Annotated in this window: 21 protein-coding genes; 11 read left to right on the top strand and 10 right to left on the bottom strand. The window is 49.3% G+C overall.

Annotated elements, in window-relative coordinates:
• The first annotated feature begins 64 nt into the window (after positions 1 to 64).
• A complete protein-coding gene (locus H6F88_RS29615) occupies positions 65 to 910 on the top strand; it encodes a hypothetical protein (RefSeq protein ID WP_190646412.1) in 846 nt (281 codons plus the stop codon).
• A 9-nt stretch (positions 911 to 919) separates the two neighbouring features.
• Positions 920 to 1,801, top strand: coding sequence for a polysaccharide pyruvyl transferase family protein (locus H6F88_RS29610; protein WP_190646411.1), 882 nt, complete (start codon positions 920 to 922; stop codon positions 1,799 to 1,801).
• A gap of 238 nt (positions 1,802 to 2,039) precedes the next feature.
• On the opposite strand, the gene H6F88_RS29605 is transcribed toward H6F88_RS29610, so the two are convergent.
• On the bottom strand, positions 2,040 to 3,629 hold the full coding sequence (locus H6F88_RS29605) for a glycoside hydrolase family 57 protein (RefSeq protein WP_190646410.1): 1,590 nt from the start codon (positions 3,627 to 3,629) through the stop codon (positions 2,040 to 2,042).
• 122 nt (positions 3,630 to 3,751) lie between these two features.
• On the opposite strand from H6F88_RS29605, the gene H6F88_RS29600 reads away from it, so the two are divergent.
• Together H6F88_RS29600 and H6F88_RS29595 are read left to right on the top strand one after the other, a co-directional pair.
• On the top strand, positions 3,752 to 5,626 hold the full coding sequence (locus H6F88_RS29600) for a hypothetical protein (RefSeq protein ID WP_190646409.1): 1,875 nt from the start codon (positions 3,752 to 3,754) through the stop codon (positions 5,624 to 5,626).
• Positions 5,627 to 5,708: 82 nt separating this feature from the next.
• Entirely contained in the window at positions 5,709 to 6,974 is a 1,266-nt protein-coding gene (locus H6F88_RS29595) for a PrsW family glutamic-type intramembrane protease (protein ID WP_190646408.1), read from the top strand.
• Positions 6,975 to 7,115: 141 nt separating this feature from the next.
• On the opposite strand, the gene crtR is transcribed toward H6F88_RS29595, so the two are convergent.
• Positions 7,116 to 8,024 (bottom strand): beta-carotene hydroxylase, encoded by a 909-nt coding sequence (gene crtR, locus H6F88_RS29590; protein WP_190646499.1) that lies wholly within the window; start codon positions 8,022 to 8,024, stop codon positions 7,116 to 7,118.
• Between the two features lie 453 nt (positions 8,025 to 8,477).
• On the opposite strand from crtR, the gene H6F88_RS29585 reads away from it, so the two are divergent.
• Positions 8,478 to 8,840 carry a zinc-ribbon domain-containing protein gene (locus H6F88_RS29585; protein ID WP_190646407.1) on the top strand — a complete coding sequence of 121 codons (363 nt, stop codon included), beginning with the start codon at positions 8,478 to 8,480 and terminating at the stop codon, positions 8,838 to 8,840.
• A 27-nt stretch (positions 8,841 to 8,867) separates the two neighbouring features.
• On the opposite strand, the gene H6F88_RS29580 is transcribed toward H6F88_RS29585, so the two are convergent.
• From H6F88_RS29580 to H6F88_RS29570, 3 genes are all read right to left on the bottom strand, one after another.
• Positions 8,868 to 10,211, bottom strand: coding sequence for an adenylate/guanylate cyclase domain-containing protein (locus H6F88_RS29580; protein ID WP_190646406.1), 1,344 nt, complete (start codon positions 10,209 to 10,211; stop codon positions 8,868 to 8,870).
• A gap of 136 nt (positions 10,212 to 10,347) precedes the next feature.
• The gene (locus tag H6F88_RS29575; RefSeq protein WP_190646405.1) at positions 10,348 to 10,884 is read right to left on the bottom strand and encodes a cofactor assembly of complex C subunit B; all 537 of its coding nucleotides are present in this window, start codon (positions 10,882 to 10,884) and stop codon (positions 10,348 to 10,350) included.
• Positions 10,885 to 11,045: 161 nt separating this feature from the next.
• On the bottom strand, positions 11,046 to 11,540 hold the full coding sequence (locus tag H6F88_RS29570; RefSeq protein ID WP_190646404.1) for an Hsp20/alpha crystallin family protein: 495 nt from the start codon (positions 11,538 to 11,540) through the stop codon (positions 11,046 to 11,048).
• A gap of 490 nt (positions 11,541 to 12,030) precedes the next feature.
• On the opposite strand from H6F88_RS29570, the gene H6F88_RS29565 reads away from it, so the two are divergent.
• Both H6F88_RS29565 and H6F88_RS29560 read left to right on the top strand, forming a co-directional pair.
• Complete coding sequence (locus tag H6F88_RS29565) at positions 12,031 to 13,116, top strand: glycosyltransferase family 4 protein (protein WP_190646403.1); 1,086 nt, start codon at positions 12,031 to 12,033, stop codon at positions 13,114 to 13,116.
• A gap of 171 nt (positions 13,117 to 13,287) precedes the next feature.
• Positions 13,288 to 13,971: a hypothetical protein gene (locus H6F88_RS29560; RefSeq protein ID WP_190646402.1), complete on the top strand. Its 684-nt coding sequence runs from the start codon at positions 13,288 to 13,290 to the stop codon at positions 13,969 to 13,971.
• Between the two features lie 163 nt (positions 13,972 to 14,134).
• On the opposite strand, the gene H6F88_RS29555 is transcribed toward H6F88_RS29560, so the two are convergent.
• The gene (locus H6F88_RS29555; protein ID WP_190646401.1) at positions 14,135 to 14,779 is read right to left on the bottom strand and encodes an acetoacetate decarboxylase family protein; all 645 of its coding nucleotides are present in this window, start codon (positions 14,777 to 14,779) and stop codon (positions 14,135 to 14,137) included.
• Position 14,780: 1 nt separating this feature from the next.
• Positions 14,781 to 15,815, bottom strand: coding sequence for an SDR family oxidoreductase (locus H6F88_RS29550; RefSeq protein ID WP_190646400.1), 1,035 nt, complete (start codon positions 15,813 to 15,815; stop codon positions 14,781 to 14,783).
• A 515-nt stretch (positions 15,816 to 16,330) separates the two neighbouring features.
• Here H6F88_RS29550 and H6F88_RS29545 point away from each other — a divergent pair.
• The 4 genes from H6F88_RS29545 (at position 16,331) to H6F88_RS29530 (ending at position 19,793) form a co-directional block, all read left to right on the top strand.
• Positions 16,331 to 17,041: an SRPBCC family protein gene (locus tag H6F88_RS29545; protein ID WP_190646399.1), complete on the top strand. Its 711-nt coding sequence runs from the start codon at positions 16,331 to 16,333 to the stop codon at positions 17,039 to 17,041.
• Positions 17,042 to 17,099: 58 nt separating this feature from the next.
• Entirely contained in the window at positions 17,100 to 17,507 is a 408-nt protein-coding gene (locus H6F88_RS29540) for a hypothetical protein (protein ID WP_190646398.1), read from the top strand.
• A 10-nt stretch (positions 17,508 to 17,517) separates the two neighbouring features.
• A complete protein-coding gene (locus H6F88_RS29535; protein WP_190646397.1) occupies positions 17,518 to 18,690 on the top strand; it encodes a zinc-dependent alcohol dehydrogenase in 1,173 nt (390 codons plus the stop codon).
• Positions 18,691 to 18,998: 308 nt separating this feature from the next.
• The gene (locus H6F88_RS29530) at positions 18,999 to 19,793 is read left to right on the top strand and encodes a glycine zipper family protein (RefSeq protein WP_242042557.1); all 795 of its coding nucleotides are present in this window, start codon (positions 18,999 to 19,001) and stop codon (positions 19,791 to 19,793) included.
• Between the two features lie 95 nt (positions 19,794 to 19,888).
• Here the strand turns inward: H6F88_RS29530 and purM are convergent, their stop codons facing one another.
• The 3 genes from purM to H6F88_RS29515 all read right to left on the bottom strand — a co-directional run bounded on the left by purM (position 19,889) and on the right by H6F88_RS29515 (position 22,780).
• Entirely contained in the window at positions 19,889 to 20,911 is a 1,023-nt protein-coding gene (gene purM, locus H6F88_RS29525; RefSeq protein ID WP_190646396.1) for a phosphoribosylformylglycinamidine cyclo-ligase, read from the bottom strand.
• A gap of 110 nt (positions 20,912 to 21,021) precedes the next feature.
• Positions 21,022 to 21,651, bottom strand: a complete 630-nt coding sequence (locus tag H6F88_RS29520) for a TenA family protein (protein WP_190646395.1) — start codon at positions 21,649 to 21,651, stop codon at positions 21,022 to 21,024.
• A 112-nt stretch (positions 21,652 to 21,763) separates the two neighbouring features.
• Positions 21,764 to 22,780, bottom strand: coding sequence for a phosphoribulokinase (locus tag H6F88_RS29515; RefSeq protein WP_190646394.1), 1,017 nt, complete (start codon positions 22,778 to 22,780; stop codon positions 21,764 to 21,766).
• Positions 22,781 to 22,847: the final 67 nt, after the last annotated feature.

Here is a 22,847-nt window from a genome sequence, read left to right as displayed (position 1 = left end):
GCGTAATAATCATTATTCTGGATAGTTAAGTAAAACTAAGTTTAGTGCAAAAGCAGGTGACTGAATGGTGAAGTCAGAGGTAAAGGATATCTGCTTTGGTACGTTAGCTTTAGGACAGAAATATCGCTCTCTTGCATTAGATTTAGCAGCCGATATTCAGCAATATTCTCCCGGCACTACTTTTGTTGTGCTGACGGACAAACCCAGCGACTTTGCACATTGTTCTCACGTTTTGGCAATAAAACATCAGCAACAGGGAGTTTACCCTTATCACGATAAGAGGTTTGTAATTGCAGAGGCGATCGCCCGATTTGAGACCTGCATTTTTATCGATGCAGATATGCGAATCTTAGGACAAGTACCAGATGAAATTAACTGGTGTAGCGGCATCACAGCCAGATCAGGTTCTGGCATTATTAAGCATAACCAAGAGAAAAAGCGAGACTTTGAGGTTATTGCAAAAGTTGCAGAAAAGCTAGAGTTAAATCTAGAAAACGTCAAGTTCGTCCACGAGTTCTTATTCACGGTTAAAAGCTCTGCTGGACGCGAAATTGAATTCCTCAAACATTGGGATGCGATCGCCGCTTTTTTTGAATTAAACGGCGTTTATTTAGGGGAAGGAAACGCAATAGGGCTTGCTGCTGCAAAAGCTGAACTCTCCGTTCAGTTTGATTCGGAGGATCGGTTTCCCTTCTTTAAAGATCGGATTGAAAAAATCAGAATCTCTAAAGGGCAAGCTGATCCAACCGAAAAGCTTGCCTATTTTGATCGGCAAAAAGCACTCGAACATCCTAAACTCTCAAAATCAGAAAAACGTGTGCTATTTGTGCGCAGAAACTTGGAGAAGGTTTATCGCCTACTGCGTCTCAGGTTAACGACGCTGGAAAATTTCAAATTTTATTACTGGTAAACCTAACCGATGAAGCTTTGCTACTACAAGTTACCTAACGGAGCGCAAAATTTTGGTGACAACTTAAACCCCTGGCTCTGGGAAAAGTTGCTTCCTGGGGTGTTGGATGACGACCCAACCACTGCGTTTGTAGGAATTGGCACTTTGTTTAATAACACTTTGCCTGACCGAACTCGTCACGCCCGCAAAAGAGCTGTATTTGGAACAGGGGTAGGCTATGCCAAAGGCGTTCCGGCGGTTGACGATTCCTACAAAATTTATTGTCTACGTGGGCCGCTTTCAACCAAAGCTTTAGGTCTGGCAGACGAGTTGGCTGTGACAGACGGAGCAGTGCTGCTCAGACGATTGGTTAAACCTGGCGATCGCAAACGCTATAAATTTGCCTTCATGCCTCACTATGAACTGGCAGGAGAAGGCTGGAAATCGGTCTGTGAGGCAATCGGGTTTGGCCATATTGACCCACGTTGGACAACCGAAGCCGTGATTACTGCAATTGGGCAAACCGAAGTTGTGCTAGCAGAGGCAATGCATGGGGCGATCGTAGCGGATGCTTTGCGGGTTCCCTGGGTGCCAGTTGTCACCAGCCCAACTATTTTGTCTTTCAAGTGGCAAGACTGGTGTGCGTCAGTCGGCGTTGAATATCAGCCCGTGCAAACCCAGCGTGTCTTTGATCCTCGCAAGAAGACAGACTTGCTAACACCTGTATCCACTGTTCGACACTGGCTAAGGGTGAAATCTGCGGCATCACGGCTGAAGCAGCTAGCGCTGCGATCGCGCCCCATCCTTAGTACTGACAACCTGATTGAACAACGAACTGTCCAATTGGAAGAAAGACTGCAACAGTTTAAAGATGATGTTGCCGCAGGCTATTTTACTAGTCCTCAAACATAACTCCATTGAAAAACCGTAGATCTCTCTAAGTTCAACTGATTGTCTGGGTCAGCAGCTTGAGAAAATCTACGGTAAGGAGTTAGAGATGTTCGCCTGATGAAGTATGAGAAACGATTCCGTAGGAATACATAAAATATCACATACTCCTTTAGGAGGATGCCAACTTTTCTTCGCGAGTTCACGGGACTTTTATAGTCTTCAAAGTTCTTCTAAAGTTCTAGCCTTACACCAATTCTCTCTAGAGCGGTCGATAAACTCGATAGTTGATTTGGGGGAAGATATTGTCGATTTTTTCGACTTTTTCTAGCCAGCCAGAGTCAATCTTTTCCTGAAGAATGTCGTCGCGCAGTTTGTTGAAGCGCATCAGGTGCGATCGCGTCCGACGTACCGCATAGGGAACCATCGTTCCAGTACGCATGATAAATGCCCAGTCTGATGACTGTGCCAGCAGCAATTCCCTGGCTGCCTGATTGAGCGCCCGCCACTCTAGCTCATCAACAGGTTCACGCTTTGATAAGTCAATCATTCGCTCTGCTGCTTTGTGCAGGTGTGGATAAATCCAGGCGTTGGTTTCGTTCAGCCAATATTCATGGAAACCACGGAACCCCCAACTTGACTGAGAAGGGCGACACACCTGCTGTGTTGGGTGCATTCGCAGATAGTCTGCCAGGTGCGTCATCTCAAACGTGCCCTGGTCAAACCAGGCTTTGCGGAACAGGTAGTCGATAAACCAGGGACCTTCGTACCACCAGTGCCCAAACAGTTCTGCATCGTAGGGTGAAACAATAATTGGCGGACGCTGCATGATCCCATAAAGATGCTCAACCTGACGCTCCCGATTGAAGACGAAGTTGCTGGCATGTTCCGCAGCTTTTTCTCGCGCCCAGTAAGGGTCATACCAGGTCTTATCACCCAGCCCTAAGCCTTTGCCCGTAATCTTGTGGTATTTGATGCCCGTATTTTTACGTTGACCATTGGGCATGATGTAGGGCTTAATGTATTCGTATTCGGCGTCCCAGCCCAAATCTCGGTAAAATTCTCGATATTCGGCTGCCCCTGGGTAGCCAACTTCAGAAGACCATACTTGCTGAGAAGATTCGTGGTCCCGTCCAAAGGCCGCAACACCCGCTTCAGTAAAGATAGGTGCATAGGTGCCAAATCGAGGGCGAGGACGGGCATAGAGAATTCCATGTCCGTCAGTGAGGAAGTAGCGCAGACCCGCGTCTGCCAGCATTCGCTCTAACCCTTCAAAGTAAGCACATTCGGGCAACCAAATGCCTTTAGGCGGGCGACCAAAGTTCTGTTCGTAGTGTTCACAGGCAACCTCAATCTGCGCCCAGACCGCCTGCGGATACATTTTCATCAGGGGCAAATAGCCATGAGTTGCCCCACAGGTGATAATCTCCAGGTTATTACTATCTAGAAACTGTTTAAAGGCAGTAACTAGGTCATGGTCGTAACGCTCCCATACCTCTCGCACCTTGTTAAACTCACTGGCATAATGTTCTGCCAGATAGCGGAGATGCCCGTTATGAACATTACGCTCAACTTCCATCTCTGCCAGCTCTTCCAGTTGAGTCAGATGCGCGTCATAACGTTCTTGCAGCAGGGGATCGCGGAGCATGGAAATCAGTGGCGGAGTCATGCTCATGGTCATTTTGAAATCGACCCCGTCTCGTTTCAGCCCTTCAAATGCCAGGAGTAAGGGAATATAGGTTTCGGTAATGGCTTCAAACAGCCATTCTTCTTCTAAAACATAGTCACTTTCAGGATGGCGAACAAAAGGCAAATGGGCGTGGAGGACGAGGGCAAGATATCCAATACTCATATGGCTGAAAGATACGGGAAAATGACAAGCTGGAGACGGAACTAGGCAAGCTGGACGGGTTGAGCCGTTGCCAAGATTGTAGAGCAAAAGATAAACAAAACGATTGATAGATTGGATCAGTTATGACACAGTCGAATCTTCTAGAACTGGCAAAGCAGGGTGATCCCCAGGCGATCGCCACCCTGATGAATCGCTCACTTCAGCCGAAAGGGATGACTGCTTCGGTGGGTTTGCAGGGCGATCGCTTAAAGGTTTTGCTGGAGTCTGCTCAAATTCCGAATCGACAAGCCATGATTGCGTTTGTCCGAAACGGGATCACCAGTCTGGGACTCCAATCTATTCAATCGATTGAAATTGCCAGTCGGCAAGTTGGGAACCCTTCCCCCGTCTGGACTGAAGAAATTTTTCTGAAGCCACCCACTACACCCGTTCCACCAGACCTGGAGTCTGCTTCTGTCCCTACGACTTCAATTCAGCCTCCTGTCTCCAGGCGACCTGCGGCACCCCCACCTCCACCCCCACCCCGCCGCGTGCCACCAGCGGAACCTGTATCTCCACCTCCCGTTGCGGCTGACCGCATTGGCAACGGAGCAGCCCCTGTAGAACCCCGTGCAACAGTTGAGCCTGTAGTTGTAGAAGACCTTGCGGACTTAGAGGAATCTCCGCTTGTAAATGAGCCTGCGGTTATTAATGAACCTGCGGTAGTAGAGGAAGAAACTTTAGCTCCCGATCCGGTAATTTATTCAGGATCTGGAACTGGCGATCGCCTGGATGACCAACCTGCATCTGTAGTCACTCCAGCCCATGATGAGGTTAACTTCACCCCAGACGAATCGTTGGAATATGTTGCCTACGAAGAACCTAATATTCCACCTGTTGACGCTGAACCTACCGCTCCTGCAGAACAACTGACCTGGACGGATGCAGATGGGGTGGAACACGCGGTAGACGCACCTGTACCAGAGCGTCCGACGAGGACGGGGCGATCGCCCTGGTTTTACCTAATTTTGTTGGTCGTAGCAAGCTGGATTGCTGCGATTGTTGGCTTCTCAATTTGGTATTCGCGCCAGGAAAGGTCCTTGCAGCCTTCGGCATCTGAGATTGCGCCTGATCCCGCAGCCGAACTAGATGCCGACGAAGATGAAATTGAGCAACCCCTCTCAGAAAATCCGTTAGAAAATGCAGCCAGTCGGGCAGAACAGGCAGAAACGCTGGCAGAAACAGCCCGATCTGCCGATGATTGGGATTTGGTCGTCAGCCAGTGGGAGCAGGCGATCGCCCTCTTGCAAGCAGTACCCGCCGATAGCCCAGACTATGCCACAGCCCGAAACCGCTTGCCTGCCTATCAGCAGAGTCTAGCCGCTGCTCAACAGCAAGCCGCCAATCTTCCTGCTAACACTAACGCGTCGGCACCCACATCAAGCATCACCGTCTCCAATCAGGTGACTTGCCGTGAGGTGGAGTCTACTCCTGAGTCTGACCCCGTTCAGTTGACGAATGTGCAGTTTGATCCTGAAGCGTCTGAAAACGGCGGTAATTTTGTAGTCGGATGCGTTACCAATCATAGCGACCAGACCGTTAGTGACGTGTCGGTTTCCTACCGAGGTGGCTCCGCTGAAAATCCCAACTTGTTTCAAGGTGGTTATAGTAGTCTGGGCGTTGCTGCCCTAGAGCCAGGAGAAACGGTACCCTTTAGAAGCTCGTTTACTATTAACCCAGACGTTACAACCGTCAATGTGGAAGCCGTATTTTGGACACCAGAAGGAGCTTCAGAACCTCAGCGGATCGAAGCCCCTGTCACGCTAGATCGTCCAAGCTCAGGAACTCGCCCAGCCCGCCCGCAAGCTAGCCCTACTCGCCCAGCAGCCAGTCCAACCACCAGCCCCCAAGCTAGTCCTACTCGCCCGGCAGGCAGTCCAACCACTAGCCCCCAAGCTAGTCCCACTCGCCCGGCAGCCAGTCCGCCCGCTAGCCCCAACTCAGCTGGCTCTAATTAGAATGGCTTTGTGTCCCTACCAGCTCTACCAGGCATGAGATATTTTGAATTAACCCCCCTTTGACCCAGCGGACTCGTCGGTCATGACCCAATTTAGTCTTGTCGAACTTGCCCAGCAGGGTGATCCTGGGGCGATCGCCACGCTGCTCAATCAAGCCTTACAGCCCAGAGGGGTGATGGCAAAAGTCTTGTTGATGGATAGCTGTCTGCAAGTCTTGCTTTCATCAACTCGTCCGCTTGCGCAGCAAACTTTTGTCTCCTTCCTCAACCGTCAGATTAGCGACTATGGAGCCAAGTCGATTCAATTAGTCAAAGTTTATGGGCAGCAGATCGGCGAAGATGTACCTACTTGGTACGCAGAATTTGTACCCCTGTTTGATGATTCATCCGAACTTTTGTCAGAACTAGAGCTAGCAGAGCTAGAAAAACCCCGCCCCGAAACCAACGATTTTTTGGCAACGCTAAGAACGTTTCAATTTGCGGCCGTTTTTCCCTATCGAGACGTGATCAGTCTAGGGCTGTACCAAAACCACTTAGTCAAAATTTTGTTGTTTTTTGGCTTATTTCCTCTAGTTGTGGATCTGGTGACACCCGACAAAGCCAGCCTTCAGCAAACAGCCTGGATGCTAGGAATCTACTACGCCTCAATCTGGGGCGTGGTGCTATACAACTTGATCAAGCCACCTCAATTTTCCTGGCGCGATACATTGAAGTGTGTTTTGTTTACTGCCTTTGTCGGCATTCCAATGTTGCTGTTTTTTCAGCAGGTGCCGCCGTTTAACGCCTTCTACGCCGTGATTGGGGCAGGGATGATTCCCCGGATGATTGGTTTCGTGTTAGGGGTAGGGGTTTTAGAAGAATTGTGCAAAGCCTTACCCGTATACCTGTTTTTGCTGCGTCCAGGAAAGCTGCAAGACCCGCTTACCTCTGCCTTCTATGGGGCAGCATCAGGATTAGGGTTTGCGATGGCTGAAGGAGCAACCTACTCATTGCTCTATCGCTTTAGCTTGACCAGAGGAGATTTAGACTTTGGCTCCTACGTCATCGCAAATACGATTCGCTTTGTTTCCCTGCCGCTCTTTCATGCTATTCTCGCCGGAATTGTCGGCTATTTTATGGGACTGGCAGCAATCAACCCTTCACGGCGCAGCGCCATTATCTTCATCGGCGTGGCGATCGCTGCTGCCTTGCATGGTTTTTACAACACGTTTGCGGGCAACGTTTTAGGGCTGCTCGTCATTGGCTTCTCGATTCTGCTGTTTGTCACCTATATTCGCCGCAGCAAACAAATGGTGGAAGAAATGCAAAAAGCAGAGATGGGCTATCGAGGAGTAAAAATAAATCTATGACGGTGTCGCAACACGACTAGCTATAACGTTATCTCTCAGATGGAAGGGCACCTCGCGGAGCGAGGTGCCCTTCCATCTGTAGCCCTAATTTGTGGAATTGGTATTAGATTGCTACACCGTTATAGATTTATTGGAATAGCTTCAAGGAACCTCATGTTCCACTTGAGGCTTCGGTTTATGACCGTGAAAGCGAATTCCCAGGAAAATGTCGTAAAGGAAGCTAAGAAAGTCTTTGCCCTGGAGCAGACCTAACGACTGGTGACAGCCCTTTTCATCGAGCAAAGGCTGAGTTGCGCGGTAGGCAGGCTGATAGCTGTACCAGGGAATTGAGGGCCAAAGATGGTGAATCAGATGATAGTTTTGCCCCATGATCAGCAAATTGAGAATGGAACTGGGATAGACTCGGGCATTCTTCCAGCGATCGCGTTCTTGAAACGGGCGATGGGGCAAGTAGTCAAAAAATAGCCCTAACGCCAGCCCTACCACTGCTGCTGGGGAGAACCAAAAATTGAGAACGTAGCCCAGGAAATGGTGTTGAACAGAGACATAAACAATTGAAATAACAACCAAACGCGCCAAAAACCACTCCAGCAGCTCATATTTGCGCCAGAGCTTGCGTTTAAAGAAGAAAATTTCGTGGTAAAAAAACCGGGCTGCAATTAGCCATAGCGGACCGCCCGTTGAAACGAAATGATCGGGGTCATTATCGGGATCGTTTACGTTCGCGTGATGCTGCATGTGAACTCGCGTAAACACCGGGAAGGAAAACCCCAACATTAAAGCGCTACCGTGTCCCAGCACAGCGTTGACGATGCGATCGCGGTGCGCCACATGATGCGAGGCATCGTGAATCACCGTCCCTACCATGTGTAAGGCAATCACGTTAATCACAAAACAGCACCAGTCCACCCAATGCCAGCGCCAATATCCCAACGTTGAGATCACAACCATCACAACTGCTGCTAGAAACATCAGCAGCGTGGGGTTAAAGTCACCTGGCGCACCTAGCAATTCTTTAGGCACTGTCAGGGGCTTTTCTGCCTCCGACATCGTAACCTCACTCTCTTCAACTTCTATACTGCTTTCACGTAACGCTGTTTTCATGTAACGCTTTTTTATAACACTTTCCCCTAATGTTTCGTTTTGCGTACACGCTCTACGAAACCAAGTCCTTCCGCCTTAAAAATTTATCACCTTTACATTCTGTTAGATCCCTCTAATAAGCGAATCAAAAGCTACAAGCACCCAGCACTCCATTATCGCTGATTAGAATTTTGTACCGATATTAAATGGATTTTGCGATTTATCAACTTCTGTAAGGGCACATCGCGACGCGCCCCTACCCACATTTGCAACATCTTCAAATTAAATTGGTATCAGAAATTGATTCGGATGGTCTAGCGGAGGCGATCGCCTTCTTCAGATACCCCAATTTCACCTTAACGCTCCCCTAAGCAGATCCTAGAATAAAGGTGGGACCATCAGTAAGGACTTCTTGTAGCTATGGATTTTAGCAACCTGGAGCGACGACAAGAAGCGGTGAGAGTAGAGACAGACTCTAAAGTTCACAGAGTAGCCAACAAAATAGAAAATTTGGATGATGAGATGCATTCCCTACGGCAGAAGGTTGAGAAACTTTCTTTGAGCTGTCAGGCAATGTGGGAGTTAATTAAAGACAATACAGATCTAACAGAAGAAGAACTGTTTGTGAAGATGACTGAGATTGACCTGCGGGACGGCAAGCTAGATGGCAAACTGGGTCCACAGGTTTTGATTTGTTCTAACTGCGGCAGGAAAGTCAGTTCAAAACGCAGTACCTGTTTTTACTGTGGGTATGCGTTAGCCAAAAACTCCGCATTTGAATAGTCAGCAGGAGCAAACCTACTGTCTGTCCTACAACAATCTATCTCGTAATAAGTAAACCTGCATTTTGCCTTTTCCTTTGATCTCCAAGATGCCGCGCTCTTCAAACAAGAATTTGTCTTGCAGCCGCTCATAGACGGATTTTGTCACCTGAATGCAGCCCGGTAATCCTTGAGATTCCATCCGACTGGCAATATTTACGGTATCGCCCCAAAGGTCATAGATAAATTTCTTTCTGCCAATTACGCCTGCTACAACGGGACCGGTGTTGATTCCAATGCGAATGCGGAAAGGCTGGTCTTGCCGAGTTTTGAATTGGGCGATCGCCGCTTGCATATCTAGTGCCATGCTAGCAATCGATTCCACATGGTCGCCTCGCTCAATGGGCAACCCCCCGACCACCATGTAGGCATCCCCAATCGTCTTAATTTTTTCTAAATTGTGTTGTTCTGCCAGTTGATCAAAAGTGGAAAAAATTTGGTTGAGCAGCGTCACCAGTTCACGCGGCGGAATTCCGGCTGAAATTTGGGTAAAGCCAACGATATCAGCAAACAAAACCGTTGCTTCGGCAAAGCTTTCTGCGATCGTGCGATGGTCCTGTTTAAGCTGTTGGGCGATCGCTTCTGGCAAAATGTTGAGCAACAGCCGCTCTGACTTCTCCTGTTCAGCCTCTAACTCACGTCGCGTCTGAAACTCAGTTCTTTGCAGTCGCTCATACAAAAAAACAGCCAGATCACAGATGCCACAAAACCAGAGCAAGTAAAGCACCTGGATCGGGTCCCAAAGGGGCTGACCGTCGTTGGGGTAAAGATTCAGAATGGTGTTTACGCCGAAGTAGTAGGACAGTAAACCAACCTGAGAGATCAGGTGTAAATACCAGCGGACAGGTACCAGAGTCGCCTGAGTCAACAACACCAAAGTCCAGGCAAAAAGCCCCGGAAAGGCAAACCCGTTAAGCGTTGCCCAAACCTGCTCCACTAGCGTGATTGACCAGGAACCCCCCAAAAAGAGTAGTCCCAATCGGTGCTTGCCTTGAGGCGATCGCACTCCCACCAGACAGGCAATCAGTCCTAGCTCCGCGACACTGGCCATGACTAGCCAGCCCGGGTCCCACACTTTGATCTGAGCGGCAGTCAGCACCAGTTCTAGCAAAATGAAACTCAGGTAAGCTGCAACAGCAAGCTGTAACCCTAGCTGCAAGCGCTGTTGCAGAAACCGTTTTCGCCAAGCCTTATATGCCGGGTCAGTCGACTGTTCCCGGCTAAGTTGGTCGAGCCACGTCCTGAGTACAGCCAGTTTTGCTTTGCTGATCACCACACCTCTTGTAGCGCGAGGAGGAGAGGAAAAAGGGCGGGGAAAGGGCGATCGCCCCACCACCCATTTCCTTAAAATTCAAGGCTGTCTCAACTATATCTTTAAGGGGGTTAGACCCTTCACTGCAAGCAAATCTACCAGAATTTAAGCAGAATTTGTACGGCTTGAGCTAAAAGACTCTGCATCCAGCCCATACTCAGCTTTCCTCTAAAGGTTTCAAATTCAGGCTTCGCTGTAGCTCTGCTAGTTCGTCCCGATGGGCTGTGACCGTCACCAGGTTTTGCACAGACTCATCTCCTTGCAACTTTGCGACCTGTAGCCGAACCTGCTCAGGACGGGCAGACTTACGCCAGTAAAAGATGCCTGCGATCGGCGAAAACACAACTAAAATCGGCAAGATGTTTGCCCAATCGGGTAACAGCAGCGCCAAAACCAACGCCAAGCAAAGCAAACCGACCGCCGCTAGCAGCGTCAGGAAAACAGCTAGAAACACGCTGGGGCGAACAAATCCTTCAAACGTCACCTGATTCTTAGCTGCGTCTACTGCTGCAATTCGATAAGCCCGCTGTATAAAGTACGCCTGTAGCTGCTCTAGCAAAGATTCTTCAGGTTGCTCTGTAACTAGTTTGGCAACTTGGATTCGGTCTTTAGTTGAAGCCCGAATAAAGAAAAACAGCCCAACCGAAAGCAACAGCGTCAGCAAAACAGTAGAGGAGAGAACGGGAATATCCATTGTTAGCGAATTAGTGGCTAGTTCAGGCGCAAAGTACGATCCTATCTCTACTTTACGCAAGTTTACGAAGCAACAAGCTTGTGAACCCTTTAAGGAGCAGCCAGTGCAGATACACAAAAAGGGTGGGCAATGCCCACCCTATAGGTCTAGCTAATTACCAATTAGTTGTTGCTGTTCTCTGCAACGGAGTTGGTGCTAGCTTCTAGCGTTGGGGTTGATGCACCTGATAGTTCACCCAGATTGACTTTAACGACTCGGTTACGTGCCTCTGTCACCTTGGGTAAGGTCAGCGTCAAAATGCCGTTGGTAAAGTTTGCACTCACCTGATCGTTTTGTACGGCTACGGGTAGGTTGACTACACGCTGAAACTTGCCATAGCGGAATTCAGAGTGCAGATAATTTGCCTCTTGGGGTTGTGGGCGATCGCCTGCAATGGCGACTGCATCACGAGTCACCTGAACATCCAAATCCTTGCCTTCAATACCGGGTAGCTGCACTCTAAGAATCAGGTTGTCGCTATCGTCCTGCATCTCGATTGCAGGACCCCAAGCGGCGGGTGAATCGCTTTGAGAATTGGTAATTTCGTCAAACACGTGATCAAGCTGACGACGCAGAGTTTCGATCTCACGGAAAGGTTGCCAGTAGCGAATCATCATAGTGTCACCTCTACAATAATCCTTCAACAATTCTTGGATCTTGAACAGTTTTTAGAGCAGTGCGGTTCGTAACCGCTTTTGCTTACAGATTTATATTCACCCAATCTCCTGCTCAACGCGAGTCAGGAGAACCTCACCCCGAAGTCGTAGTTTCTCGCCCATCTTGCTGCTGCTGAAACTCTTCCTAGAGAGGGATCTTGGGATTTACGAGCGATCGCCTTAAGTGCCTTACCAGGCAACGTTTTTGTATTAATTGACGCGCTCAAAAAGTGTGGATTTCCCGCATACTTAAGGGTAAATATACCTATTGTCAAAAAAAGTAAATCATTCATACACTTCAGACACTTCGTCACAAGTTTTAGCGTTTATTAAACTTGCTTAACGATCTTTAATGTATAAGCTCTCAAGCAAATGAGTCGCTTGAAAGCACTCCGTAGACGAAGGGCTGGTCAATTTAGCTCAAGTCTTATATTCCTTAAGGAGGTTTGTAATGCGGATTGCTCAAATCGCCCCGTTATGGGAGAGAGTTCCCCCTCCGGCTTATGGCGGCGTTGAACTGGTTGTTGGACTGCTGACCGATGAACTGGTTCGGCGGGGACATGAGGTGACGCTATTTGCATCGGGCGATTCCATTAGTCTGGCTAAGCTTGAATCTGTTTGTCCTCAAGCACTGCGTCTAGCTCCTAATGTGAAGGAGTACGGCATCTACGAAATGCTGCAATTGAGCCAGGTATACGAACGGGCGCAGGAATTTGACATCATTCACTCTCACATGGGTTGCTCTGTACTGCCCTTTGCAAATCTGGTTAAAACCCCAACAATTCACACACTTCACGGCATCTTCACGCCTGACAACGAGAAGATGTTTGGCTACGCCAAAAAACAACCCTACGTCAGCATCTCTGACGCTCAACGGGAGCCACGGTTAGACCTAAACTGCGTCGCAACGGTTTACAACGGCATTGATCCCGATAGCCATCAGTTTTATCCTCAACCAGATGAAGAGCCTTATTTGGCATTCTTGGGGCGGATATCACCTGAGAAGGGAGCGCACCTGGCGATCGCCATTGCCAAGCAAACAGGCTGGAAGCTGAAGATGGCAGGCAAGGTTGATGTGGTGGATGTGGACTACTTTGAACAGGAAATCAAGCCGCTGGTCGATGGTGAGCAAATCCAGTATTTGGGTGAGGCAAACCACTTCCAGAAAAACGCACTTTTGGGCAATGCGGTTGGAATGCTGTTTCCCATTACCTGGCGTGAACCGTTTGGGCTAGTGATGATCGAGTCGATGGCGGCTGGCACTCCTGTAATCGCAATGGAGCTAGGGTCTACGTCTGAAGTGATCGTTCACGGCAAGACAGGCTTTTTGTGCCATAACCTTGAGGAATGCGCGGAGGCGATCGCCCGTCTCCCCGAAATTGACCGCTATGCCTGCCGAGAACATGTTTTGACTCACTTTAGTGTGCAGCGCATGACTGATGGCTATGAAGCGGTTTATCGTCAGGTGCTATCTGAACGCTTTGTCAAAAACGGGCGCGTCCTTTCGATGATGAGGTCGGGCAACAGCCAAAACTAGTTTCCCTGGCGTATAGCATTCAGCAAATCGCCTGAGATCAAAATAGAACAGGATTTTGGGTGGCAGAGATTGTTTCTCTATCGCCTAAAATCCTTATTCAAATTCCACCCTCAAACCAGCAATGCCCCCTGGGTTCGAGATAGGATAACAGGTAAACAAAAATGCTGAATCATGGTAGAACGTCCTATTAAGAAGTCTGAGCGTCAGGCAGTCGAGTCTCAGACTGTTGAATCTAATGAAGTGGCGATTGAGGCTATAGTCGAGTCTCCGTCTGAGGCGGCTCCGGCAAAACGCGCTCCCGCTCCGGTGAAGCGATCGCCCGAAGAACGGAATGCCCTGCGTTCATCGGAAGGCAAAGAAGGTCGGAGTAGAGACAGAGACAAAGATCGCTCGAAGGGGAAAGGGAAAGGGAAGGGCGATCGCGACAGAGACGAACGTCCTGCACCCGCAAATCTTGCTTTGATGCGTGGGCCTAGACCCACCCAACCCAAGCCACCCGTCGAAGAGGTTCCAGAAGAAACTCCAGAAGAAACCTTGGAGGCATCAGCGGAAACAACTGAAGTAGCGGCTGAAGAATCAACGGAAGCCACTTCTGCGGCTGAAGTAGCGCCTGAAACCCCAGAACCAACTGAGCCAGTTGTCGAAGCGGCAACTGAATCCGCCGAAGCAGTTGCCGTAGAAACAGAATCAGTAGCCGAAGTAGCATCAGAACCGACTGAAGTAGCTGTGGAAACTGAAGTAGCTGTGGAAGAAACCCCTGAACCTGCTTCTACATCTGAACCTGCTTCCGAAGCACCAACGCAAACTGTGGAATCAGCCAGTGAAGAAGCTGTCGCTGAAAAGTCCAGTTCCTAAACCTGGGTAAATTCAATAGCACCATTTCAACCACACAGAATGTAGTTGAAACGGTGCAAAGACGTATCGCCCGCAATGCGGGCGATACGTCTTTGCACGTTCATCAAATCTTAGTTCCGCTTTGCTCTATCCAACTCGAAAACGGACATTACAGAATAGATGCCTAGAATTTTACACGGGTTATTAGGTGCTGAGGACTGCTAATTGACAGACGCAACTGGTCAGCATAGAAAACCAACCGAGGTTGATCAAGGCAAAGATGGTGAAAAGGGCTACCGCTTGGCACCTGCAAGTCAGCGCCTACCAAACTAAAGTTGGCTGATGCTTCTGCTTCAAATGAGAGTAAATCGGCATCCAGCGTACTAAAGCTTATCGCCTTGAGAGGCTGTCGCCATGCTGGAATCTGCCAACTGTATTCAAACCGACAGAGCAACTGATTTTCCTGATAGACCGATACCCGTTTTTGGGTGCCCTGCTCCCAGGTAAATTGAGCTAGTTGCTTGGGCAGTCCCCAAATTTCTCGCCCCCCGGCAACAGAATCAGGATTGTCTACATAAATGTGCGACACCCAACTGCCAACCTGGTTCTCATAGCGAGTCAACGCGCCCACCACGATTAGCTCGTTGTAGAGCAATGTTGATCCTGTGCTATAGGAGGCCACATAAACACCGCCCAGAGTTTTACCCGGAAAGACTGAAATAATTTCTAGCTCAGCCGGAATCAGTGAACGAACTTGTTCAACGTCGATGGGTTGAAGGCTTTGGATGGAGTAGCCTTGAAGCGTCCAAGGTGCTTGAGGATAAGTCACTTTACAGCTCTCCTGGGGTTGAACTGCCTGTGAATGCCTGAGTTGCTAGTAAAGCAAGGGCTGCGACACTGGCAATCGCTCCCCATTTCACGGTCGGATTGCGGTCAAACCAATCGCTGACACTAGGAATAGTGAGATTGCCAAAATCGCCTTCTACTCGGTCATAACCTGCTGCTGGATCAGCCGGAGCAAACAGGTTGTTGGGATCATCTTCAGATTTTGGTTCATCGGTTCGCTGGAGTGGGAAAGCGATCGCCGACAGCAGCACATCCACCAACTGTGGCGACAACCGTTGCAGCACGTCCACAATCTTGCCTACATCCCCCACGATAAAGTCGCGAGTTGGATGCTCCGCGGTGTGCAAAATCGCATCCGCGACCAAACTCGGTTCATAGTAAGGCGGAATTCCAGTTGGCTTCACGCCCAACTTGGTCATCGCCTTGTTGTAGTAGGGCGTATTAATTACTGCTGGCAAGATATTAGTCACACTAATGGGAATGTTGTCGTGCTGTAGCTCTACCCGCAGCGCTTCCAGAAACCCTTCTACTCCATGCTTTGAAGCAGAATAGGGGCTTTGTAGCGGTATACCACGCCGTGCCTCTACCGAGGAAATGTGAATCAGTGCCCCTCTGCCTTCGCGCTTGAGGTGGGGCAGTGCTGCCATAGCACCATGTACCTGCCCCATCAGCGTGACATCGACGACGCGTTGAAATTCTTCTGGCGTAATCTTTTCAAACGGTGCTAAAACGCCCGTCGCCGCTGCATGAACCCAGGTATCGAGCCGTCCGTAGGTTTCAACAGTTTTATCGGCGATCGCCTTCACCTGTTCAAATTCGGCTACATCCGCAACAATCGCCAGTGCATCTCCGCCTGCACTCTTGATTTGATCAACTAGGGTTTGTAGCCCGACCTCACTGCGGGCCGCAACCGTGACTTTTGCCCCCCGTTGGGCAAACCGTAGCGCTGTCTCACGACCGATGCCGCTTGAAGCCCCCACAACGGCAACCACCTGCTGATGAATTGGCTTTAATTGCATCTCTTATTTCCCTTCAAAAAAGTTAATTGAATCTCTTTTCTCAGTAGGCAAAATTAGACCGCTAACAACATCCTTCTTTTGGCTGAGGAAGTCCTACGAAAAACCAGAGAAATTCAAAATCTTCAAATGGGCTGAAAAGCAATTGAGAGAAAAAGTTTGTCCCCTGATCTATCCCTTTAGAATGAAGAATTTCTTTCGCTCACATTCCTAAGCTGAAGTCACCAGCAATGAGTTAGGAATTGCCTAAAAAGCACTCTAAAAAGCATCTGACGGTAGGTTAACAGCCATAAATAGCCACAAATAGCTATTGCAAAATAGCTGTCACAGATAGCTATGCTATTTCAATCATTCATTTCGCCAGGAATTGAGGCTCAAGTTTAATCTCTGAGTATTTGGGTTGGTCTATTGAAATGTGAAATGAAAATACTTTAGAGAGAGTGATTTTGATCAATTTGGGGCATTTCTAATCACTTTAATCATCAAGGAATCCAAAGCGGAAAACCTAAACAAACACTATGGAAGAAGTAACAAATCAGTCGAATCTGCAAAGCCAATCAGCATCGGACAGCAAAGGTGAGAACGAGCGCTGGGCTTCGATTATTGGTGGCAGCGCAATGGTGTTAATGGGTCTGCAACAGCGCTCTTTGCGGGGCGCACTGATGGCAGTTGCAGGCGGCAGCTTAGCATTGCACGGGGCAAAGAGTGAAAAGAGCCTACCTGCCACCATCGCAGATGCTACCGGCATCAACAAGAGCATTCGCGTTGAAAAGACCGTCACCATCAATCGCTCAGCCTCTGACCTGTACAACTTTTGGCACGACCTTGAGAATCTGCCGACCTTCATGCAGCATCTCAAGTCCGTCAAAGTGCACGACGACAAACGCTCTCACTGGATCGCAACCGCGCCTCTGGGAGCATCAGTGGAATGGGATGCAGAAATCGTCAGCGACCAGCCCGATCGCCTAATTGCTTGGGCTTCAGTAGAAGGCGCTGATGTAGATAACTCTGGCTTCGTTCGCTTTCAACCTGCTCCCCAAGGACGCGGCACTGAAGTCAAAGTCGTGCTGGAATACAACCCACCGGGTGGAGCCTTGACCGGAGCCTTAGCGAAGCTATTTGGCGAAGAACCAGAACAACAAATCGGGGCAGAACTGAGCCGCTTCAAGCAACTCATGGAAGCGGGCGAGATTGCAACGACTGAAGGGCAACCCAGCGGCCGCAGTTAAGAGACCCTGGAAAAGGTTTATCGAAGTTTGAAATTTGAAAACAAGAAGGAACGAGAACATGAAACAGGTGTTGAACGGATTGAAACAAGTCGTCTTTGTTTTTCTAACCGGAATTCTATTTCTGACGGCTAGCTTTGGTGCATTTGGTGGAAGTGAAGCGATCGCCAACCCGATTGAAAAACCACAGGCAACCACCTACGACCGGGGCAATTACAACAACGAAATTAGCGAACCGGGTACCAGAAGACAGGCTGACTATAGTGGCAGAAACACTAGTCCGGGTGCTGCCATCGAAAATAGCCCCCAGGTGGAAACGCAAGAAGGGTTGAAGGGTATTGCCGATAATGTCCGTGAAAAACTCAACCTTGATCAGCCAATTTATCCAGGCACAAAAGAGTTTATCAACGACGTAAAAGACAAGGTTGAAGACACAGTCGAAGGCGCAGAAAGAGCCGTAGGAAGATAAGGAGAATTGAATGAAAGCTGTTTGCTGGCATGGCGCAACAGATGTTCGAGTAGATAACGTACCCGACCCCAAAATTATCAATCCGCATGATGCCATTATCAAAATTACGCTAACTGCAATTTGTGGCTCGGATTTGCACCTTTACGATGGATTTATTCCGTCGATGCAGTCAGGTGACATTCTCGGTCATGAATTTATGGGCGAGGTGGTTGAAGTCGGTAGTGACGTTAAACGGGTTAAGATTGGCGATCGCGTCGTTGTTCCGTTCACCATCTCTTGCGGCAATTGCTTCTTCTGTCAGCGAGATCTGTGGTCGCTGTGCGATAACTCGAATCCGAACGCGGCGATCGCCGAGAAACTCTACGGACACTCAGCCGCTGGGCTATTTGGCTACTCTCACATCTTTGGTGGATATGCTGGAGGGCAGGCACAGTATGCCCGCGTTCCCTTTGCAGATGTCGGTTTGTTCAAAATCCCAGACGGCTTAACTGATGAGCAAGTCCTGTTTCTCACAGACATTTTCCCCACGGGCTACATGGCTGCTGAAAACTGCAACATTCAACCTGGCGACACCGTAGCCGTTTGGGGCTGTGGTCCAGTTGGAATATTTGCGATTAAGAGTGCCTACATGTTGGGAGCAGACCGGGTCATTGGCATCGATCGGGTTCCAGAACGCCTGCAATTGGCAAAAGAGTTCGGCAAAGCCGAGGTTATTAACTACGAAGAAGTAGACGCAGGCGAAGCGGTGAAAGAAATGACGGGTGGACGCGGTCCCGATGCCTGCATTGACGCAGTGGGCATGGAAGCGCACGGCACCGATGCTGTCGCCATCTATGACCGGGTGAAACAAGCCGTGCGTTTGGAAACCGATCGCCCTACAGCCTTACGCCAGGTTATCGTTGCCTGTCGCAAAGGCGGCACCGTCTCGATCCCGGGAGTTTATGGCGGACTGCTCGACAAGATTCCCTTTGGAGCCGCTTTCAATAAAGGCTTGAACTTCAAAATGGGACAAACTCACGTTCACCGTTATCTCAGTCCTTTGTTGGAACACATTCAAAAGGGTGACATTGATCCCTCCTACATCATCACTCACCGGATGAAGTTAGAAGACGCACCTAAGGGCTACGAAATCTTCAAGCAGAAGAAAGATAACTGCATCAAAGTTGTGCTTGATCCGCTCTAAAATTCCCTTGAAATTTGGAAGCGCCCCCTTTGACCTAACATCAATTAACTTCATCCTCAGGCAAAACCTGGGGATGTTTTTTTTAGCGAAACTTTGCTTAGCTGCTCCTATTCTTAGAGCAATTTGCAACAGCTTAAGCAGTCAAAAAAAGTATTTAACAAACTAAATAATTCTACCTTTAGCTACAGTTAACCTCCGAAAGGAATAGAACTCATACTTATAACCCCCGAGAGAAGAACATATTCTCTAATAAAACTACTTTGGAGTGGTCGACCGTTTAAGAACCCGACCATAACAACGAGGTAATTATGGATAGAAAGAACCACGACCCAATGGACAAAAGAAACCACGATCCAGCGGACGCAGATGCAAACCGTGACCCGATTACGGGTGAGCCAGGGGCACATCCGGTTGGAACTGGAATTGGAGCAGCAAGTGCAGGTGCAGTCGGAGCTGCGGTCGGTGCAGTCGGCGGCCCAGTTGGATCGGTTATTGGAGCTGCGATCGGCAGTGTGGTCGGTGGCTTAGTGGGTAAGAGTGCTGCTGAAGCAGTCAATCCAACGGTCGAAGATGACTATTGGCGTCAGAACTACACTTCCCGCCCTTATGCCAAGTCTAGTCACACCTACGATGACTACCACCCTGCCTACCGGACGGGTTATGAAGGATACACTCGCTATCGCGATCGCAACACCACCTTTGATCAGGTCGAGCCAGATCTGCGACGCGACTACGAAACCAACTACAGCAACTCACGCTTGCGTTGGGATGATGCTCGCCATGCAACCCGCGATGCCTGGGATCGGGCAGATCGCAACACACGGTATGTCGGTGAAGACGATTACTGGCGGAGCAACTACACCTCCCGCCCTTACTACAGCCAGGGAACAACCTACGAAACCTATCAGCCTGCCTACGAGATGGGCTATGACAGCTACGGTCGCTATTCTACGAGTGGTAGAACGTTTGATCAGGTTGAACCTGAATTGCGGCGCGACTATGAGCAGCGACACGGCGGTGCTGGCTTAGCCTGGGACAAAGCAAAGTATGCCGTCCAGGATGCCTGGAATCGCGCATCCAATACAGTAAGAAGAGATCGATAAAGCCAGACGGTTCTAATCTACGCTTTATCTCACGGAAATAATTGAACTGGCGGTGTGGCTTTGCTGCGCCGCCATTCTCGTAGGGTGAACTTATTTCAAGCCGAAAAGCTCAACTCACCATTTCCTTCGATCACCTCACCGATCGCCCATGCAGGTAAATTCTCAGCTTTAAACCATTGAATCGTTTGCTCAACCTGAGCCGGGGGAACCAGCAGCACAAAGCCAATTCCCATATTAAAGGTGTTAAACATCTCAGCCCGATCAACAGAACCCGTAGCAGCTAGCCATTCAAAAATGGGGGGAATTGTCCAACTTTGCGAATTAATTTGAATCGACTGATTTTCTCCCAAACAGCGAGGCAAGTTTTCGGGTAAACCACCCCCCGTAATGTGTGCCATTCCATGAATCGCGAGTTCAGACTGACGGGCGGTCAAAATCGGTTTGACGTAGATACGGGTTGGGGTCAGCAATTCTTCAAGCAGAGTCTTACCCAGCAGGGAGGGGCGATCGCCCACATTCACACCTGCCGTCTCAATAATCTTTCTCACCAAACTAAACCCATTGCTGTGAACACCCTGACTCGCTAGCCCGATCGCCACATCCCCAACTTCAACCTGAGAACCATCTAAAATCTGGCTCTTCTCCACAATGCCCACACAAAAGCCTGCCAAATCATATTCCCCAGGCTGATAAAATCCGGGCATTTCAGCCGTTTCTCCACCCAGCAAGGCACAGCCTGACTGCCGACATCCTTCTGTAATTCCGGCAACGACTTGAGTCAGTTGGTCAGGCTCTAGCTTGCCTGTCGCCAGATAATCGAGAAAAAACAGCGGCTCTGCCCCACAAGTGAGAACATCGTTAACGCACATGGCAACCAGGTCAATTCCGACAGTGTCGTGGCGATCGCCATTCTGCGCCAGTTTCAGCTTAGTCCCTACCCCATCGGTGCCCGACACCAACACAGGTTCTCGATACCCAGTCGGAAGCTGAAACAACCCACTAAAGCCCCCCAACCCACCCAAAACCTCCGGGCGACGGGTGCTATTTACCAGGCTGCGAATCTGCTGCACAAATGCCCGACCCGCCTCAACGTCTACCCCTGCCGCTCGATAATCCATACGTTCCCTAACCCCATGCTGTGCAGGATGTATTTTATAGCAATCCTGGAGTTTGTTTTGGGAAAGTATGGGAGGGGCGATCGCCAGCCTCCTAGCTTTACAACCAGTCGCTAATAGTGCTCAACTTCCCATGCTGCCTGAAAAAAGTCGCGTTCACACTGCATGGCGTAGCGATAAGTTGACCGTACTATTTCAGTCATTGCAGCATATCGGTTAGCGAGTTGAGCAAGCTGATCTGCTAAAGGCTCAAATTCAGAACTGCTGTAAGTGCGAATCCAGTCTGAATAGGCATGATCTGGAATTTGTGGCTGGGCTAGCTTTTGACCGATAAAAGCATACAGCCGCATACAGGGCAGCATTGCCGCTGTAGTCACACCCGCTTCCTGGCTCCAGGCGGTAGCTAGCAAAAAATCGGTATAGCGACGAGTTGCCGCCCCAGGCTCAATAGCCTGAAGGTTGACTCCCCACTGAGCCGCATAGCTTTGATGGAGCTGAAGTTCTTGTAAGACCCCGGCTGCCAGATTGTGAAAAGTACCGAACCCTTCCCAATCAGGAGCTTTAGCGGCAGCAATGCTGTAGGCACGGGCAAAGGCTTCCAGAAAAAAGGCATCTTGACCGACGTAGTAGGCAAATTTAGACTTAGCTAGCGTCCCATTACTAATGCCTTGGACGAAAGGATTGGTGAGAGAAGCGATCGCCAAATCTTGATTTGCCTGCCACAGGTCTTCTGCAAGAGTCATAACAATCTCTAAAGCAATGAAATATCAATAAAATTAGGAGCCAGACTTTAGCAGAAGCATCATATCACTGCTAAATTCTGACTCCTGAATTTTGAATCTAACCTGAGTGCAACTAGTTTGCAGCCACTTTCGCTGCCAGAGGTGCCTCAGCAGCGGAAATCAGACGTTCGTAGGTTGCGCGCATCTTTAAGCCAACCAGCACTTGGAACAAACCTGTACCATTCGTTGAACCAGGATATTCGCGGTGCTTGAGCAGCAGCTCAGTCATTTCACCATAGAACTTGGTGGATGTGTTGCTGAGGTGGCTTTCAAGGTAAATTACCTCTTCCAGCCGATCAAACTGACCATCGACTTCCAGCACAGAGACGCTGTTGCCGTAGTACTCATCCGGTCCGTAGAACATCCGAATGCCAGGATAAGAGCAGGTCAGCTTACGACCACAAGGAATCCAGTCGATCGTAGAACCTTCATCAAACAGATAGACGGGTTCCATTCCCTCTACATCATCTTTTTGAATCAGGCGGACGCGCAGCACTTTACGCTCCGTGTCGTCTTTGATCAGGCGCGTTGGTAGGATTTGAATGACTACGTCAGCGTACTGCTTTTGCGGATCAATGTAGGCATCAAAGTCAGGGCGGCGAGAGTTAATCGAAGCCAATATGTCTTCATAGCGATGCCCACGCTCTGCCATGTCTCGCTGAATCTTCCAAGCAATTTTAACCTCGTCATCTAGATCGAGATAAACGCTGAAGTCAAGCAGCGATCGCACCCGCTCGTCATACATCGGATGCAACCCTTCAATAACCACAATCCGGTTTGGATTCACCCGTTCGGGGGGGTCAATCATCCCCGTTTCGTGGTTATAAATAGGCTTGTCAATGGGATGACCTTCTTTGAGCGCCTTGATTTGCTCATACATCAGGTCAAAGTCGTTTGCCTCTGGATTTAGCGCCGTTACCCCAGCCTCTTTCCGTTGCTTCCGGTCCAGACGGTGGTAGTCATCCAGGCAAATGACAGTCATCAGCTCTTCCCCAAACAGGTCTGCCAATCGGCGTAGGAAAGTCGATTTACCGCATCCGGAGTCTCCGGCTACGCCAATTAGAACCACACGGTCTGGCTTAATGGTCATAGGTACCCTCTAACGAAGTTAAAACAATTCAATAAACTGAAACCCGAGCCGACTAAACCCACAAGTT

The sequence above is a fragment of the Oculatella sp. FACHB-28 genome (assembly GCF_014696015.1).
Lineage (GTDB): Bacteria > Cyanobacteriota > Cyanobacteriia > Elainellales > Elainellaceae > JAAUTN01.
Note: the sequence above shows the minus strand (reverse complement) of the source record. Positions and strands in the feature narration are given on the sequence as shown.